Genomic DNA, 15,718 nt, shown 5'->3' on the forward strand with positions numbered 1-15,718 from the left:
GGGGAGGGCGTCTGCCGTCCGATCTGCGAAAATAGCGGCATGCGTCGGGTTTTCCGGAGCGTCGTGGCGCGGGAGACGTGGCGGCGGTGGGCCTACCTCGTCGTCGGCGGGGCCCTGCTGCTGCCCTACTTCATGCTCGCGATGACGGTCCTCGGCCCGATTCCGATGGCCGATCTCCCGAAGACGGTGCTGGTCCTGCTCGCCTGCCCGGTCGCGGGGGCGTTCGTGACCGGGCTCGTCCCGGCGGTGCGGCTGCTGGAGGGCACGGCCGTCCGGGAGCTGGTCGGCGGGCCGCTGGTCGCGCTGCCGCCGTCGGCCGCGCGGTCGACGGGCACCCGCGTCCGCACCGGCGCGTGGTTCACGCTGCACCTGTTCACCGGGTTCGCCGTGTCCGGGCTCAGCCTCGCGGTGCCGCCGTTCGGGGGCGCCCTGCTGCTCACGGCGTTCGTCGACTGGGACCTGCGGAACTACCTCGGCCCGTTCGGCGGCGGCCCGCTGCGACCGCTGCTCGTCCCGATCGGGCTGGCGTTCCTGGCGGGCGTCCTCGCGGTGATCGTCGTGGCCGGACGGCTGACGGCCGCGTTCGCGCCCCGGTTCCTCGGCCCGTCGCCCGCCGAGCGGCTCGCCGACCTGGAGGCGGCGGCGGTCCGGCTCGCCGAGCGCAACCGGCTGGCCCGCGAGCTGCACGACTCGGTCGGGCACGCGCTGAGCGTCGTGACGCTCCAGGCGGCAGCGGCGGGCCGCGTCCTCGCCGCCGACCCGGCGTTCGCCAAGGAGGCGCTGGGCGCGATCGAGGAGTCCGCGCGGACGGCCCTGGAGGACCTCGACCACGTCCTCGGCCTGCTGCGCGAGGACGGCCGGCCCGCCGCGACCGCGCCGCAGAAGACGCTGGACGACCTGCCCCGGCTCCTGGAGCAGGCCCGCATCGCGGGCGTGACGCTGGACGCCCACGTCGATCCGGACCTCGCGCGCGTCCCGGCGGCGGTGTCCCGCGAGACCTACCGCATCGCGCAGGAGTGCCTGACGAACGCGCTCAAGCACGCCGGGCCGGTGCCGGTCCGGTTCCGGCTGGAGCTGCGCGGGGACCGGCTGGAGCTGGCGGTCGGCAACCCGCTCGCCGACGCCGGGCACCGTCCGGGCGCGTCCGGGGGACGGGGCCTCGCCGGAATCCGCGAACGCGTGACCGTCCTGCGCGGCACGCTCACCGCCGGGCCCGCCGACGGACGCTTCGAGGTGGCCGTCTCGCTGCCGGTAGGTTCGCACGCATGACGATCAAGGTCCTGCTGGTGGACGACGAACGCCTCATCCGCGCGGGCCTCGCCGCGATCATCGGCGCCGAGCCCGACCTGACCGTGGCGGGCGAGGCCGACGACGGCGCCGAGGTCCTGGACGCCGTCCGGCGGCTGCGGCCGGACGTGGTGCTGATGGACGTCCGGATGCCCCGGCTGGACGGCATCGAGGCCACCCGGCGGATCCTCGCGGCCGTCCCGGACCCGCCCAAGATCATCGTGGTGACGACCTTCGAGAACGACGAGTACGTCTACGACGCGCTCAAGGCGGGCGCGGACGGCTTCCTGCTCAAGCGGGCCCGCCCGGACGAGATCCTGCACGCCGTCCGGATGGTCGCGGGCGGCGACACGCTGCTGTTCCCGGCCGCGATCCGCGCCCTGGCCGCCGCGCACGCCCCGCGCGGCGACGCCGCCGCCTGGCACGCCAAACTCACCGAGCGCGAGGCCGACGTCCTGCGGCTCATGGCGCGCGGCCGGTCCAACGCCGAGATCGCCGCCGAGCTGTTCGTCAGCCCCCAGACGGTGAAGACGCACGTCGGCAATCTGCTCGCCAAGCTCCAGGCCCGCGACCGCACCCAGGCGGTGATCCTCGCCTACGAAACGGGCTTCGTCGTGCCCGGCTGAGCCGTCGCCCGGCCGGATCAGCCCGCGATCCTCGATCGGCTCTTACGCACCATTTACCTCGGGCTCGTTACAAAGGTGACAGCAGTGAGGGACGACTCGATCGGGGGACCATGAACGCCGTAACCCTGTCCGACCTGCGAAAACCACGCACGTTTCCGGCCGTTTCGGTGCTGATGCCCACGCACCGGGGGGCGCGCGGCGCCCGCGCCGACCAGATCCGGCTGCGGAACCTGCTCACCGAGGTCCGGCGCCGTCTCCAGGCGGACGCGCGCGTCGCGCCCGACGCGGTGGACGAGGTCGTGCGCGGGCTGGAGGCCGCCGCCGGGGAGGCGGACCTGCGGCACGCCGAGGACGGGCTCGTGCTGTTCGCGACGCCGGACGGCGAGCACCACGCGTTCATGATCGACCAGCCGGTGGACGAGCGGGTCGTCGTGGACACCACGTTCGCGACCCGCGACCTGCTCGCCGCCGACGCCCGGCGGCCGAGCTACTGGATCCTGTCCCTGTCGGACCGGTGCGCCCGGCTGTGGGACGGCCGCGACGGCGAGCTGGCCGAGCACACCGGCGACGGGTTCCCGCTCGACGCCGCCGCGCCCGACGAGCAGCGGTCCGGCGCCGCCGAGGAACGGCACCGGCAGGTCGTCCGGGACGCCGTCCACCGGCTGGAGGCCGTGCTGACGCGCGACGCCCGGCCCGTGCTCGTCGCCGGGGTCACCCGCCACCAGGCGCTGTTCGACGAGCTGGCCGGGCCGCAGATCACGATCGCGGGCCGGGTGGACGGCGCGCACGAGGGCACGCCCGCCGCCGTCCTCGCCGAGCTGGCGCGGCCCGTCCTGCACGCCTACGAGGACCTGCGGGAGGTCGCCGTCCTCGCCGAGCTGGAGGCCGCGCGCGGGCTCCAGCGGTACGCGGCCGGACTCCAGGAGGTCGCGCGGCTGGTCGAGGCGGGCCGCGCCGAACACCTGGTCGTGGAGCGCGGCTACTACGCCCCGGCGGTGCGGACGGACGGCGAGGTCGTCCCGGTCGACGGCCCGCCCGGCGCGCTGCGCGGCGCGGACGTGGTGGACGACCTGGTCGACGACCTCATCGAGACCACGCTGGAGTACGGCGGCGAGGTCACGTTCGTCTCCGACGGCTTCCTCGTGGACCACGACCGGATCGCGGCGGTGGTCCGGTTCTAGCTCAGCCGCGCGTCAGCCAGCGCGCCCCGATGTCGCCGAGCACCGACCGCATCGCGAGGACCGCGACGCCGAGCGTCAGGACGGGCGCGACGACCCAGCGCTCCACCTTGCCGTCGGTCGTCGGGACCAGCGGAATGTCCAGCCGCCACGGGATCGGCCACAGGAGCGGGCAGCCGCGCGGCGTCAGGCAGTCCCCGGCGAGGTGGGCGAGGCAGCCGAGCGCGACCGCGTAGCCCGCGAACCCCATGTCGAGGTCGTGCATGAGGTAGACGGCGAGCCCGGCGAGGACGCAGTCGGCGATGGCCGACTGCGGCTCCTTGCCCTCGAAGTCCAGCCCGATGCCGCGCAGCCCGAACCCGACGATGACGAACAGCGCCGCCCACCAGCCGTAGACGAAGTTGGTGGCGAGCCACGTCATCGCGAAGCCCATGAGGACGGCGAACAGGATCGAGTGGGTGCCCTGCCGGTGCCCGCCGGAGACCTTGCCGACGTACTTGCAGAACACCTTGGTGATCGGGCCGAACGTGTTGGCGATGCGGCCGTTGTGGTGGTCGATGTCGGGCAGCAGCGCGGCCCCGGCGCACACCACCGCGCCCGCGAGGAGCTGCTTGGGGGACAGGTCCACCGCATGGCTGCCGAGCAGCTTCTCGCTCCCCAGCACCGGCGCGGCGGCCAGCCATGCGAGCGCGCCGCTGAGCGCGTGGGTCTTTCCCATCATCTGTGTCGATCACCGCTTTCGCCCCGATCCGGCCACGCCGGACTCTAGCCCGCGCAAAGGCTGCGCAACGGGCGGCGCGCCGATGGTGGATCGCACGGATCAGACGGCGGCTCCGACCCCCGGGTTCCCCGCCTGTTCGTCGTGCCGGTCGCGGGCGGCGAGCACCGCGCCGACGTTCGCCTCGGCCCAGTCGGTGACGGCCCGGATCGGCGCCCGGAGCGAGCGGCCGAGCGGCGTCAGGCGGTACTCGACGCGCGGCGGGATCTCGGCGAAGACCTCCCGGGCCACGAGCCCGTCGCGCTCCAGCACCCGCAGCGTCTGGGTGAGGACCTTCGGGGTCACGCCGCCGATCCGGTCGCGCAGGACGGTGAAGCGCAGCGGCCCGTCGGCCAGCAGGAGCACGACGAGGACCGACCACTTGTCCCCGATGCGGTCCAGGACCAGCCGGGTGGGGCAGTCGGGGTCGAAGGCGTCGCCCGTCAGTCCGTTGACGTCCATGGTTTCTCCAAGGTGCTCTCGGCACGTTGAGGTAATCAGTATCCGATGGATACCGTCAAGCTCAGCAGCGCTTTCTAAGGAGATGGTCATGAAGATCCTGCTGATCGGGTCCACCGGCGTGATCGGGTCGCGCATCGCGGCCGAGGCGCGGAACCGGGGCCACGAGGTCACCGGCGCGACGCGGAGCGGCACGGACGGCGTGGTCCTCGACGCCGCCGACGAGGCCGCCGTCGCCGAGGCGGCCAAGGGCCAGGACGCGGTGGTCGTCGCCGTCACCCCGCCCCGCGACGGCACGCCGCCCGCCCCGCACATCCTCGCCGTGGGCCGCGCGCTGCTCGGCGGCGTGCGCGCGGCGGGCTCGGGACGGCTCGTCATCGTGGGCGGGGCGGGCAGCCTGGAGGTCGCGCCGGGCCTCCGCCTCGTGGACGCGCCGGACTTCCCGGAGATCTACTACGCCGAGGCGACCGCCCACGCCGACCTTCTCGACCTGATCCGCGCCGACGCCGACGGCGTGGACTGGACGTACATCTCGCCCGCCGCCGAGATCGCGCCGGGCGAGCGCACCGGCCACTACCGGCGCGGCGGCGACGAGCTGATCGTCGACGCGGACGGCAACAGCCGCATCAGCGCCGAGGACTTCGCGCTCGCGCTGGTGGACGAGCTGGAGACCGGCCAGGCCCACCGGGGCCGCATCACGTTCGCCTACTGACCGGCGGGAAGCAGCCGCCAGTCGGCGGACGCCTTGCCCGGACGGTAAGGGGAGTCCAGCCGTTTCGCCACGATCGCGGCGAGCCCTTCCCGGCGCGCGGCGTCCAGCACCGCCGCGCCCGGGTCGTCCCCGCCGGGGAACCAGGGCGCGGTCCGGTGCCGGGCGCCGTCGAGGCCGAGCGCGTCCAGGCGCTCCCGGCGCTCGCGGTAGGGAACGTCCAGCAGCGGGCGGCCGTCCAGGTGCAGCAGGTCGAAGATCAGGTACACCTCGGTGCCGGCGACGCGGGCTACCTCGCCGTCCAGCAGGGCCGTCCGGACGCCGAGCGTCCCGCCGAGCGCCGACCCGACGCCCGGCGGGGCCTCGGCCGGACGGCCCGCCGCGTCGGTGCAGCGCGTCCGTCCGCCGCTGATCCGCGCCAGCAGCCGCCGGCCGCCCCAGGCGAACTCGTACGCCCACGCGTCCTCGTCCTTGGGCAGCCGCTTGCGCTCCTGAGCGAGCATCGGGCGCAGGCCCTCGGGCGGCGGCACGGCGTCCGGGTCGGCGGGCGGGTCCATGCGGTGGATCATCCAGTTGTCGCCGCGCGTCCGGAACAGCACGTAGCGGCCCTGGACGCGCGTGCCGTGGAAGACGACCTTCACCTCGCGGTCGGTCCACTTCTCGGTCTCGTACGTCCCGCGATCCCACAGCAGGGACTTCCCGGCGCCGTACTCGCCCGCCGGGATCTCGCCCTCGAACGCCGCGTACTCCAGCGGATGGTCCTCGGTGTGGACGGCGAGCCGGTTCTCCCCGGGGTCGGACGGCACGCCCTTCGGCACCGCCCACGACACGAGCACCCCGCCGCGCTCCAGCCGCAGGTCCCAGTGCAGGCTGCGCGCGTGGTGCTCCTGGATCACGAACGTGTCGTCGTCGCCGTGGGGGAGCGGCGCCTCGTCCGGGACGGGCTCGGGGGTGCGCCCCGCGTCCCGGCGGCGCCGGTACTCCGCCAGCCGGTCGTTCTTCGTCACCCGCCGGGTCCTACCCGGCCGATCACCGCAGGAACAGGCCGTACTCGGCGACGTCCTCGGTGATCGCGGGCGGCAGCGCGACCACGGCCGCCATCTCCTCCGCCGACATGAACCCGCCCGTCTCCGCCCGCACCCGGACGATCCGCTCGGCCAGTTCGGCGGTCACGCCCGGCAGCAGCGTCAGCACCTCGGCCGGGGCGTGGTTGACGTCGATGAGCCCGCCGTCCTTGTACTGCCGGGGCAGGTCGGGCCGGCCGATGCGCAGCTCGCGCGCCAGCCGGGGGTCGGACGCCGCCAGCTCCCGCGCCTTGTCGCGCAGGATCCGCTGCCGTCGCACGCGCTCCACCACCGCGTCGTTGCCGACCCCGGCGAGGCCGTCGGGGTCGAACACCTGCCGCCGGATCAGGAACGCGTGCGCGCAGCCCACGATCGACAGCAGGAACGTGAACGGGCCGAGCAGCGTCCCCGTCAGGACCATCAGCGCGAACACCGTCCCGTACACCGCCGTGGACACCAGCAGGTGCGCGGTGCGCCGCCACAGCAGCGCCGCCCCGAACGTGAACGGCGTCAGGAAGCCGAGCGACAGGAACGGCAGCGCCGCCCAGGTGACGCTGAGCGCCGCCCGCCCCTCCGACATGCTGTCGGACGGGACGCGCGGCTCGTAGGGCTCCGGAACGTTCACGATGCTCTCCCGGGCGGGACGGGGCGAATGTCCGACGGCGACGTTCCCCGGCCGGTCAGGGCAGCGTGAGGATCTCGTGTCCGTCGTCGGTCACGACCAGGGTGTGCTCGAACTGCGCGGTGCGGCGGCGGTCCTTGGTGACGACCGTCCAGCCGTCGTCCCACATGTCGTAGTCGAACGAGCCGAGCGTCAGCATGGGCTCGATCGTGAACGTCATGCCCGGCTCGATGATCTTCGTGGCGCGCGGGTCGTCGTAGTGCGGGACGACGAGCCCGGAGTGGAACGTGGTGCCGATGCCGTGGCCGGTGAAGTCGCGGACGACCCCGTACCCGAACCGCTTGGCGTACGACTCGATGACGCGGCCGATGACGTTCAGCGCCCGCCCCGGCCGGACGGCCCGGATCCCGCGCATCATCGCCTCGTGCGTGCGCTCCACCAGCAGCCGGGACTCCTCGTCCACGTCGCCGCACAGGAACGTGGCGTCGGTGTCGCCGTGGACGCCGTCGACGAACGCCGTGATGTCGACGTTGATGATGTCGCCGTCGCGCAGCACCGTGTCGTCGGGGATGCCGTGGCAGATGACCTCGTTGATCGACGTGCACAGCGACTTGGGGTAGCCCCGGTAGCCCAGCGTCGACGGGTAGGCGTCGTGGGCGAGCAGGAACTCGTGGCCGATCGCGTCCAGCTCGTCGGTGGTGACGCCGGGCCGGACGTGCTTGCCGACCTCCTGGAGCGCCTGCGCGGCGATGCGGCCCGCGACGCGCATCCGCTCGATGGTCTCGGGGGTCTTGACGTCCGGCTCACCGGTTCTGGGAGTCTTCTTCCCGACGTACTCCGGCCGCGGGATGTGCGCGGGCACCTTCCGCAGGGGGGAGACACGGCCGGGCCGGAGAAGGTGCGTCGTCATGGTCATGGAGTGTAGTCAGCATGGACCGGCGATGGACGGGGCACGAATGGCTGTGCCCGCGTGATCAACGGCGCGATCGGAGGACCCAGTGAGCGAGCAGACCGGAGCCGACGACGGCGACTGGTGGTTCTGCCTGCGGCACATGAAGGTCGAGCACGGGCCCGGCTGCCCGGACAAGGACCGGATGGGCCCCTACGGCACCGAGGCGGACGCCGCGGGCGCGCTGGAGCAGGCGCGCCGCCGCAACGAGTCGTGGAACGCGGCCGACGACGACTAGTCGCCGACCGTCGGCCCGCTGACGGTCTCCAGCAGCCGGGCGAGACGGTCGCGCAGGCCGGGCCGCCGCGCCGGGGCGGCCTCCCCGGCGGCGGCGCTGACGAGGTGCTGGGCGCCGTCGAAGGTCAGCATCGGCTGGTCGGACGGGACGGTCAGCGCCTCGTGCGCGAGCCCGCCGAGCTCCCGGTCGCCGTCGTCCAGGGCGAGGATCGTGGCCCCGGTGCGGCGCGCGTCGTCCACCCGTTCCAGCAGCGGGACGGGCGCCTCCCCGGCGGCGACGACGAACAGCGTCTCGCCGCGTCGGGCCGCCTCCAGCCGCTCCAGCCCGACGCGCAGGTGCGCGGGCGCGTCCGGCGGCGGCGACCAGCGCACGAGCGTGGGGGACAGGCCCGGCAGGTCGTTCAGGCGGCTCTCGTCGTCCAGGTGGGCGGCCAGGTGCCAGGGTTCGCCGGCTGGGGTGCCGACCAGCAGCAGGCCGCCGGGCGTGCGGGCGCTGCCGCGCAGGGCCCGGCCGAACTCGCGGGCGCGGCCGAGCCAGCCGGTGGCCGCGAGCACTTCGCGCAACATCATGACCTGGTCGCCGTCCACGGACCCCATGGTGCCGTACCGGAACGTCCCGCCACGGCGGTTTCGCGATACCCCGGGCGGCGGGGTCGCCTGTCCTGCGGGTGAGGAAGGTTTGGCAGACTCGGGATCATGACTGAGCAGCGCAAGTCCCCCCACGACCTGCCGGACGTGAGCGGCCTGACGATCGGCATCCTCGGCGGCACCGGCGACCAGGGCAAGGGCCTCGCCCGCCGGTTCGCGCTCGCCGGGCACCGCGTGCTCATCGGCTCGCGCCGGGCCGAGCGGGCGCAGGAGGCGGCCGACGACCTCGGCGGCGACCTGCCGGTGCGCGGGGCCGAGAACGCCGTCGCGGCCCGCGAGTCCGACGTCGTGATCATCGCCGTGCCGTGGGACGGCCACCGCGCGACGCTGGAGTCCGTGCGCGCCGAGCTGGCCGGGAAGATCGTCGTGGACTGCGTGAACCCGCTCGGCTTCGAGAAGGGCAAGGGCATGTTCGCGCTGCCGGTCGAGGAGGGCAGCGCCGCGCAGCAGGCCGCCGCGCTGCTGCCCGACAGCCGGGTGGTCGCGGCGTTCCACCACGTCTCGGCCGTGCTGCTGCTGGACCCGGGCGTGGACGCGATGGACCTGGACGTCCTCGTCCTCGGCGACGACCGTGACGCAACAGACACGGTCCAGGCGCTCGCGGGCCGAATTCCGGGGATGCGGGGCGTCTACGGGGGCAGACTCCACAACGCGCACCAGGTGGAGGCGTTCACCGCCAACCTCATCTCCATCAACCGCCGCTACAAGGCGCACGCCGGACTGCGCGTGACGGACGTCTGATCCCGCGCCGACCGGACGCGAGCGTGGTTCACTGGTGTTTGCCGCGTTTGTCGCCTTTCATTCATGCGAAGGAAGGGGGAGTCCGTCCGTGTGTAACGGGGAAGTAACGGGAGCGCCAGCGGACTTCCACGCGTCAGAGTGGTGGTGTGGGGAAGGACGCGCCCTCCGCGTCCGGCGACGCCGCCCCGGTCGCGGATCCGGGGATCCCATCGGTGTTCCGCCGCCCACCGGCCGCCCTCGCGGCCTACGATCGACCGGTCGGACAGGGACAGGGGACAGGTGACCCATGAGGCATAACCATTCGGCGGATCCGTGGAGCGCGTTCCTCGCGCCGCGGCGGCGCGGCGAAGGGCTCGCGTCGGGCGCCACCGGTGTCTCGCGGTCCGAACCGGGCGAACCGGGCGGTCCGCGCGGCGAGGGCGGCGAGTCCGACGCGTCGGGCGGGTCGCGCCCGAGACCGGAGGACCCCGACCCCGCACAATCCCGCCGCCGCGTCCTGGACCAGCTCGCGTCCGGCCACGGCCCGCAGACCTTCGCCGAGATCTGCCGGGGCACCGGGCTGCGCCTGCTGGACGTCGCCGACGCGGTCGAGCGGCTGCGCGACGACGGCGTCGTGACCGTCGAGCACACGGGCGGCCACACGGGCGGCCCGGCCGCCGCGGACGAGGTCGTCCGGATGGTGCGGGGCCGCGCCGCGGGATGACCGGCTATCTCGTCACGATCTCGCTGAGCTGCCTGGTCGGCGTCGCCGAGCTGGTCAGCCGGTACCGGGACCGTCCCGTCGCGCTGCTGCGCGTCGTGAGCACCTGGGTCTACGTGCTGATCAACGGCGGCGCCGGGGCCGCGTCGCTGCTGCTCATGCGCACCTACGGCTGGAAGTTCGGCGTCCACTCGCCGTCGGTCGTCGGCGCCACGCAGGTGCTCGTCGCGAGCCTCGGCTCGATGATGGTGTTCCGCAGCGCGGTGTTCACCGTCCGGGTCGGGGACGAGGACGTCGCCGTCGGCCCGAGCACGCTGCTCACGTCGCTGCTGGCCGCCGCCGACCGGGGCGTGGACCGGATGCAGGCGAGCACGCGCGCCGAGGTCGCCGGGCAGATCATGCGCGGCGTCTCGTTCAAGCTGGCGCAGCTCGCGCTGCCGACGTACTGCCTCGGCCTGCTGCAGAACGTGTCCGCCGAGGACCAGCAGGCCCTGCGCACGGCCGTGGACGCCCTCGCGGGCAGCGACATGACCGACCGGCAGAAGGCGCTCAACCTCGGCCTGCTGCTGATGAACATCGCCGGGCCGGACGTGCTGCGCGCGGCCGTCCGGACCCTCGCCGACGAGATCAGGAAACCGCCCGAGGAACCGGAGGTCCCGGGGCCGCGGGACGGGGAGCGGCCCGCCGGCCAGCTCCCCGCGCCCGCGCCCTGATCAGTGATAGGCGTGCTCGGGGCCGGGGAACGTCCCGGCCACGACCTCGCGCGCGTACTCGGTGGCGGCGGCGGCGAGCACCGCGTCCACGTCGGCGAACTTCTTGACGAACTTGGCCGTGTGCGGCGTCAGCCCGGCCATGTCCTGCCAGACGAGGACCTGCGCGTCGGTGCCCGCGCCCGCTCCGATCCCGATCGTCGGGATCGACAGCGCGGCGGTGACCTCCCGCGCGACCTCCTCGGGCACGCACTCCAGGACGACCGAGAACGCGCCCGCCGCCTCCAGCGCCTTGGCGTCCGACAGCAGCTCGGCGGCGGACTCGCCGCGCCCCTGGACGCGGTAGCCGCCGAACACGTTGACCGACTGCGGGGTCAGGCCGACGTGCCCCATCACGGGGATCCCGGCCGCGACCATCGCCTCGGCCTGGGGGGCGACGCGCCGGCCGCCCTCCAGCTTGACGGCGTGCGCGCCGCCCTCCTTGAGGAACCGCGCGGCGTTGGTCAGCGCCGTCGGGACGTCCGCCTGGTAGGAGCCGAACGGGAGGTCCGCGACGACGAGCGCCCGCTTCGACCCGCGCACGACGGCGGCGGTGAGCGGGATCAGGTCGTCCACGGTGACCGGGATGGTGGAGTCGTAGCCGTAGACGACCATCGCGGCCGAGTCCCCGACGAGCAGGACGGGGATGCCCGCCGCGTCGAACACGCGGGCGGTCTGCGCGTCGTAGGCGGTGAGCATGGGCCACTTCTCGCCCCGCTGCTTGGCGAGGGCGATGTCGCGGACGGTGACGCGCCGTCCGCCCGTCCCGCCGTAGAGGGCGGACGGCTGGCCGGTGCCGGTTGCAGAAGACATGAAGATACCTCCGGTCTTGAGGCGCCACGGTGGCGTACCCAGACCTGAACGATCGTGCCACTAACAGAACGATTCGGGTACCCCCGGCGATTCCAGGAAGGCAATCCGAGGGTTCACAAAAGCCCGTAAACGCGTGCTTCCAGGGCGGTAAGCGTGGTCTTCTCCCCTCCGCCCGCCAGATGCTCCATACTGACGCGGAGGACAGGTCCGACGACTGGCTGTGGGAGCGCGTCAGGTGAAATCCGTCATGGCCCCGCGCGGCGATGCGCCCACCGACGACTCGGCCTCGCGGACGCTCGTGCTGGGCGTCGACGGCGAGCGCCGGATCGTCCAGTGCGGCCCGAACGCCGAGCAGGTGGTGGGGCGCAGACCGGCGGAGCTGATCGGCCGCCCGGCGGCCGACCTGGTCGACGGGGACGCCAAGGACGACCTGGAGGCGCTGCTGGAGGGCATCGGCGCGCGCCAGGAGCGCACCGCCGTCCTGTCCGTGCGGCGCGGCGAGGCGGGCACGACCGACGCGGTCGTCACCGCGCAGCCGATGGTCGCCGAGGACGCGGGCGGCGCGCCGTCGGGGCTGCTGTTCGTCCGGGTGGCGCTGCCGCCGAGCGAGCGCTACCAGGACCCGGCCCGGATGCGCCGCGCGCTGATGGACGACCAGCTCACCCGGTTCGGCGCCTCGCTGGACCTGGACCAGAGCGCGCGCGGGCTCGTGGACGTCGTCGTCCCGCACTACTGCACCTACGCCGAGGTCCTGGTCCTGGAGAGCCTGGTCGCGGCCGACGAGGTCCACGCCGAGAGCGGCGCGGCCGTGCTGCGGCGCCTCGCGGTCACGTCCGACGACGGGAACGAGCTGTGGACCGCGACATTCCCCGAGGGGGAGGTCCTGGTCTTTCCGGACGGCACGCCGTACCGGGAGGTGCTGGAGACCGCGCGGCCCGTCCACCTGCCCGTCCTGGACGCCGACGCGGCCCGCGAGATCGCCGGACGCTGGCGCCGCGCGCCCGCCGAGGAGCTGCTGACCGGCGTGTCGATGGTCCTGCTGCCGCTCGTCGCGCGGGACACGCTGCTCGGCTTCATCGCCTGCTCGCGGATCCCGGGCTTCCGCCGGTTCGACGCCTACGACGTCGAGATCGGCATGGAGTTCGCCAACCGCGCCGCGATCGTCGTCGACAACGCGCGCCGGTTCAGCCGCGAGCGCGCCACCGCGCTCGCGCTCCAGCGCAGCCTGCTGCCGACCGGGCTGTCGGCGCCGTCGCCGGTCGAGGTCCGGCACCGCTACCTGCCGGGCAGCAAGCTGGTCGAGGTCGGCGGCGACTGGTACGAGTCGATCGCGCTGCCGGGCGCGCGGGTCGCGCTGATCGTCGGGGACGTCGCGGGCCACGGCGTGAAGGCCGCCGTCACGATGGGACGGCTGCGCACCGCGCTGCACACGCTCGCGAACCTGGAGCTGCCCCCGGCCGACGCGCTGCACGTCATGCACGAGCTGATGATCGAGCTGGGCGAGCAGGAGCCGCACTTCGCGACCTGCCTGTACGCGGTGTACGACGCGACGTCGGGGACGCTGGAGATCGCCTCGGCGGGCCATCTGCCGCCGCTGCTGGTCGCGCCGGACGGCACCAACGAGTACCTGGCGATCCCGCCCGCGCCGCCGCTCGGCGTGGCGGGCGGCGCGACGATCGAGAGCCGCGAGTTCGCGGTCGAGGACGGCAGCGTCTTCGTCATCTACACCGACGGCCTGGTCGAGAACCGGGGCCGCGACATCGACGACGGCCTGGCCCGGCTGCGCGGAATCTTCGGCGCCGACACCGCGACGCGGCCGATGGAGGAGATGGCCAAGGCGATCCTCGCGGGCGTCTACGCCGACCAGCACCGCGACGACATCGCCGTGCTGATCTCGCGGCTGCGGCGGCTGCCCGAGGACCGGTTCGCGTCGTGGGTGGTGCCCTCCGAGCCCGCCGCCGTGCGCCGGGCGCGCGGGTTCGTCCGGACGCAGCTCGACGCGTGGGGCCTGTCGGACCTCGTCTACAGCACCGAGCTGCTGGCCACCGAGCTGATCACGAACGCGATGCGGTACGCCAAGGACGCCAAGGGCCCGATCGAGCTGCGGCTGCTCTACGAGCGGTCGCTCGTCTGCGAGGTCCTGGACGGGTCGGCGGCGCTGCCCCGGCTCCGGCACGCCGACGACGACGAGGAGGGCGGGCGCGGCCTGCTCGTGGTGAGCCAGCTCGCCGACCGGTGGGGCACGCGCCGGACGGCGGCGGGCAAGGTCGTGTGGTGCGAGCAGGTGGTGCCGGGGCAGGACGAGAAGGCCGACGAGCCCGTCCCGTCCTGGCCCGGCGAGAACCACCACCGCGAGTAGCGGCGGGTCACTGCGCGGACGGCTCCCGCCACCGGTTGGTGATGGGGAGCCGCCGGTCGCGGCCGAAGTTCTTCGGGGTGATCTTCGGCCCCGGCGGGTACTGGCGGCGCTTGTACTCGGCGAGGTCCACCAGCCGGATGATCCTGTCGACGAGGTCCGGGTCGTGCCCGGCGTCGATGAGCGCGTCGTGGCCGAGGTCGCGTTCGACGTAGTCCACGAGCAGCGGGTCCAGCTCGTCGTAGGGCGGCAGGCTGTCGACGTCGCGCTGGCCGGGCCGCAGCTCCGCCGACGGCTCCTTGACGATGATCTCGTCCGGGATCGGCTCGACCGGGAACGGGTGCAGGAACGGCACGTCCGTCCCGACGGCCGTGTTCCGCCACCGCGCGAGCGCCCACACGTTCGTCTTGACGAGGTCCTTGATCGGCGCGAAGCCGCCCGCCGAGTCGCCGTAGAGGGTGGAGTAGCCGGTCGCCAGCTCGCTCTTGTTGCCGCCGGTGAGGACGAGGTGGCCGTGCTCGTTGGACAGGCCCATCCAGACGTTCGCGCGGATGCGGGCCTGGAGGTTCTCGGCGGCGAGGCCGTGCAGGTCGAGCTGCGCCTCGAACGCCGCGACCATGTCGGCGATCGCGACCGTCCGGGCGTTGAGGCCCTGCCGCTTGACCAGTTCCTCGGCGTCGCTCACCGAGTGCGAGGTGGAGTACCGGCTCGGCAGCAGGACGACGTGGACGTTCTCCGGCCCGATCGCGTCGGCGGCGATCGTCGCGACCAGCGCCGAGTCGATCCCGCCGGACAGGCCGAGGATCACCGAGCGGAAGCCGTTCTTGCGGACGTAGTCGCGGGTGCCGGTCACGAGCGCGCCGTACATCTCGGCGAGGTCGTCCAGCGGCTCGAAGACCTCGGCCGGCTCGGGGCCCGCGGCGCCGGGCGCGGCGGCGTCCAGCGCGTACCGGTCGATGGTGATCGTCGTGCCGTCGCTGTCGTCGTGGGCGCTCGCGGTCGTGTCGCCGGACGCGGCGGGCAGGTCCAGGTCGGTGACGAGCAGGTGCTCGACGAACTGGGGCGCGCGGGCGAGCAGCGCGCCGTCCGGGCCGACGACGACCGAGTCGCCGTCGAAGACCAGCTCGTCCTGGGCGCCGACCGCGTTGACGTAGGCGAGCGCGCAGCCCGCCTCGCGCGCCCGCGTCGCGCACAGGTCGAGCCGGACGTCGTCCTTGTTCCGCTCGTAGGGCGAGGCGTTGAGGGCCAGCAGCAGGCCCGCGCGGGCGGCCCCGGCGGCGCTCGCCGGGCCGCCGTCCTGCCACAGGTCCTCGCAGACGATCGTGGCGACGTCCACGCCGTGCAGCCGCACGACCGGCAGGCGGTCGCCGGGGACGAAGATGCGGTACTCGTCGAACACGCCGTAGTTCGGCAGGTGGTGCTTGGCGGACCGCACCGCGACCTCGCCCCGGTGCAGCCACGCGGCGGCGTTGAGCGGGGCCCCGGCGGGCTGGCCGAGGCGTCCGCCGGTGGCGTCGGCGCGGCGGTCCAGGTAGCCGGTGACGACCGGGAGGTCGCCGAGCCCTTCGTCGGCGAGCCGCCGCGCGACCCGCTCCAGCGCCCGCCGGGACGCCGTGACGAACGACCCGCGCAGCGCCAGGTCCTCGACGGGGTAGCCGGTGAGCATCATCTCGGGGAACAGGACGAGGTGGGCGCCGCGGTCGGCGGCGCGCTTCGCCCATTCCACGATGAGGCGGGCGTTGCCGTCGAGGTCGCCGACGGTCGGGTTCACCTGCGCGAGCGCGATCCTGAGCTGAGGCACACGATCAGCCTAGATCACCGGC

General features: G+C 73.9%; 17 protein-coding genes. 9 read left to right on the plus strand and 8 right to left on the minus strand.

The window, feature by feature from the left end; all coding sequences use genetic code 11:
• The first annotated feature begins 39 nt into the window (after positions 1-39).
• From GQ466_RS07305 to GQ466_RS07315, 3 genes are all read left to right on the plus strand, one after another.
• Complete coding sequence (locus GQ466_RS07305; protein WP_161101936.1) at positions 40-1,269, plus strand: sensor histidine kinase; 1,230 nt, start codon at positions 40-42, stop codon at positions 1,267-1,269.
• The gene (locus GQ466_RS07310) at positions 1,266-1,913 is read left to right on the plus strand and encodes a response regulator transcription factor (protein ID WP_161101937.1); all 648 of its coding nucleotides are present in this window, start codon (positions 1,266-1,268) and stop codon (positions 1,911-1,913) included. The genes GQ466_RS07305 and GQ466_RS07310 overlap by 4 nt, the downstream gene beginning before the upstream one ends.
• A gap of 173 nt (positions 1,914-2,086) precedes the next feature.
• Positions 2,087-3,094 (plus strand): baeRF3 domain-containing protein, encoded by a 1,008-nt coding sequence (locus GQ466_RS07315; protein WP_237417788.1) that lies wholly within the window; start codon positions 2,087-2,089, stop codon positions 3,092-3,094.
• Between the two features lies 1 nt (position 3,095).
• Here the strand turns inward: GQ466_RS07315 and GQ466_RS07320 are convergent, their stop codons facing one another.
• Positions 3,096-3,812 carry a metal-dependent hydrolase gene (locus tag GQ466_RS07320; RefSeq protein ID WP_202419995.1) on the minus strand — a complete coding sequence of 239 codons (717 nt, stop codon included), beginning with the start codon at positions 3,810-3,812 and terminating at the stop codon, positions 3,096-3,098.
• Positions 3,813-3,911: 99 nt separating this feature from the next.
• Positions 3,912-4,310, minus strand: coding sequence for a winged helix-turn-helix transcriptional regulator (locus tag GQ466_RS07325; protein ID WP_161101939.1), 399 nt, complete (start codon positions 4,308-4,310; stop codon positions 3,912-3,914).
• An 88-nt stretch (positions 4,311-4,398) separates the two neighbouring features.
• Between GQ466_RS07325 and GQ466_RS07330 the strand changes: the two genes are divergently transcribed.
• A complete protein-coding gene (locus GQ466_RS07330; RefSeq protein ID WP_161101940.1) occupies positions 4,399-5,019 on the plus strand; it encodes an NAD(P)-dependent oxidoreductase in 621 nt (206 codons plus the stop codon).
• On the opposite strand, the gene GQ466_RS07335 is transcribed toward GQ466_RS07330, so the two are convergent.
• The 3 genes from GQ466_RS07335 to map are packed head-to-tail and all read right to left on the minus strand — an operon-like array spanning position 5,013 to position 7,612.
• On the minus strand, positions 5,013-6,023 hold the full coding sequence (locus GQ466_RS07335) for a DNA polymerase ligase N-terminal domain-containing protein (RefSeq protein ID WP_161101941.1): 1,011 nt from the start codon (positions 6,021-6,023) through the stop codon (positions 5,013-5,015). The two genes, GQ466_RS07330 and GQ466_RS07335, sit on opposite strands and share 7 nt — an antisense overlap.
• Before the next feature lie 22 nt (positions 6,024-6,045).
• Positions 6,046-6,705: a helix-hairpin-helix domain-containing protein gene (locus GQ466_RS07340; protein ID WP_161101942.1), complete on the minus strand. Its 660-nt coding sequence runs from the start codon at positions 6,703-6,705 to the stop codon at positions 6,046-6,048.
• A gap of 55 nt (positions 6,706-6,760) precedes the next feature.
• Complete coding sequence (gene map / locus GQ466_RS07345; RefSeq protein WP_161101943.1) at positions 6,761-7,612, minus strand: type I methionyl aminopeptidase; 852 nt, start codon at positions 7,610-7,612, stop codon at positions 6,761-6,763.
• 88 nt (positions 7,613-7,700) lie between these two features.
• On the opposite strand from map, the gene GQ466_RS07350 reads away from it, so the two are divergent.
• Positions 7,701-7,889: a hypothetical protein gene (locus GQ466_RS07350; RefSeq protein WP_161101944.1), complete on the plus strand. Its 189-nt coding sequence runs from the start codon at positions 7,701-7,703 to the stop codon at positions 7,887-7,889.
• Here the strand turns inward: GQ466_RS07350 and GQ466_RS07355 are convergent.
• Positions 7,886-8,485, minus strand: a complete 600-nt coding sequence (locus tag GQ466_RS07355) for a hypothetical protein (protein ID WP_161101945.1) — start codon at positions 8,483-8,485, stop codon at positions 7,886-7,888. The two genes, GQ466_RS07350 and GQ466_RS07355, sit on opposite strands and share 4 nt — an antisense overlap.
• Before the next feature lie 99 nt (positions 8,486-8,584).
• Between GQ466_RS07355 and npdG the strand changes: the two genes are divergently transcribed.
• The 3 genes from npdG to GQ466_RS07370 all read left to right on the plus strand — a co-directional run bounded on the left by npdG (position 8,585) and on the right by GQ466_RS07370 (position 10,690).
• Positions 8,585-9,277, plus strand: coding sequence for an NADPH-dependent F420 reductase (npdG, locus tag GQ466_RS07360; protein WP_161101946.1), 693 nt, complete (start codon positions 8,585-8,587; stop codon positions 9,275-9,277).
• Between the two features lie 286 nt (positions 9,278-9,563).
• Complete coding sequence (locus GQ466_RS07365; RefSeq protein WP_161101947.1) at positions 9,564-9,980, plus strand: helix-turn-helix domain-containing protein; 417 nt, start codon at positions 9,564-9,566, stop codon at positions 9,978-9,980.
• A complete protein-coding gene (locus tag GQ466_RS07370; protein ID WP_161101948.1) occupies positions 9,977-10,690 on the plus strand; it encodes a hypothetical protein in 714 nt (237 codons plus the stop codon). Before GQ466_RS07365 ends, GQ466_RS07370 begins: the two co-directional genes overlap by 4 nt.
• Here GQ466_RS07370 and panB read toward each other — a convergent pair whose 3' ends face one another.
• Positions 10,691-11,539, minus strand: a complete 849-nt coding sequence (gene panB / locus GQ466_RS07375; RefSeq protein WP_161101949.1) for a 3-methyl-2-oxobutanoate hydroxymethyltransferase — start codon at positions 11,537-11,539, stop codon at positions 10,691-10,693.
• Positions 11,540-11,774: 235 nt separating this feature from the next.
• On the opposite strand from panB, the gene GQ466_RS07380 reads away from it, so the two are divergent.
• Positions 11,775-13,898, plus strand: coding sequence for a SpoIIE family protein phosphatase (locus tag GQ466_RS07380; RefSeq protein ID WP_337193355.1), 2,124 nt, complete (start codon positions 11,775-11,777; stop codon positions 13,896-13,898).
• Between the two features lie 7 nt (positions 13,899-13,905).
• On the opposite strand, the gene GQ466_RS07385 is transcribed toward GQ466_RS07380, so the two are convergent.
• Positions 13,906-15,696 (minus strand): NAD+ synthase, encoded by a 1,791-nt coding sequence (locus tag GQ466_RS07385; protein WP_161101950.1) that lies wholly within the window; start codon positions 15,694-15,696, stop codon positions 13,906-13,908.
• Positions 15,697-15,718 lie beyond the last annotated feature (22 nt).

This window comes from Actinomadura rayongensis (genome assembly GCF_009831215.1).
GTDB lineage: Bacteria > Actinomycetota > Actinomycetes > Streptosporangiales > Streptosporangiaceae > Spirillospora > Spirillospora rayongensis.

What these genes read in the sequence shown, in the direction of transcription:
- npdG (WP_161101946.1), top strand. Translation starts at nt 8,585, where the DNA reads ATGACTGAGCAGCGCAAGTCCCCCCACGACCTGCCGGACGTGAGCGGC.
- GQ466_RS07355 (WP_161101945.1), bottom strand. Translation starts at nt 8,485, where the DNA reads ATGGGGTCCGTGGACGGCGACCAGGTCATGATGTTGCGCGAAGTGCTC.
- GQ466_RS07310 (WP_161101937.1), top strand. Translation starts at nt 1,266, where the DNA reads ATGACGATCAAGGTCCTGCTGGTGGACGACGAACGCCTCATCCGCGCG.
- GQ466_RS07315 (WP_237417788.1), top strand. Translation starts at nt 2,087, where the DNA reads ATGCCCACGCACCGGGGGGCGCGCGGCGCCCGCGCCGACCAGATCCGG.
- GQ466_RS07370 (WP_161101948.1), top strand. Translation starts at nt 9,977, where the DNA reads ATGACCGGCTATCTCGTCACGATCTCGCTGAGCTGCCTGGTCGGCGTC.
- panB (WP_161101949.1), bottom strand. Translation starts at nt 11,539, where the DNA reads ATGTCTTCTGCAACCGGCACCGGCCAGCCGTCCGCCCTCTACGGCGGG.
- GQ466_RS07330 (WP_161101940.1), top strand. Translation starts at nt 4,399, where the DNA reads ATGAAGATCCTGCTGATCGGGTCCACCGGCGTGATCGGGTCGCGCATC.
- GQ466_RS07320 (WP_202419995.1), bottom strand. Translation starts at nt 3,812, where the DNA reads ATGATGGGAAAGACCCACGCGCTCAGCGGCGCGCTCGCATGGCTGGCC.
- GQ466_RS07365 (WP_161101947.1), top strand. Translation starts at nt 9,564, where the DNA reads ATGAGGCATAACCATTCGGCGGATCCGTGGAGCGCGTTCCTCGCGCCG.
- map (WP_161101943.1), bottom strand. Translation starts at nt 7,612, where the DNA reads ATGACGACGCACCTTCTCCGGCCCGGCCGTGTCTCCCCCCTGCGGAAG.
- GQ466_RS07325 (WP_161101939.1), bottom strand. Translation starts at nt 4,310, where the DNA reads ATGGACGTCAACGGACTGACGGGCGACGCCTTCGACCCCGACTGCCCC.
- GQ466_RS07305 (WP_161101936.1), top strand. Translation starts at nt 40, where the DNA reads ATGCGTCGGGTTTTCCGGAGCGTCGTGGCGCGGGAGACGTGGCGGCGG.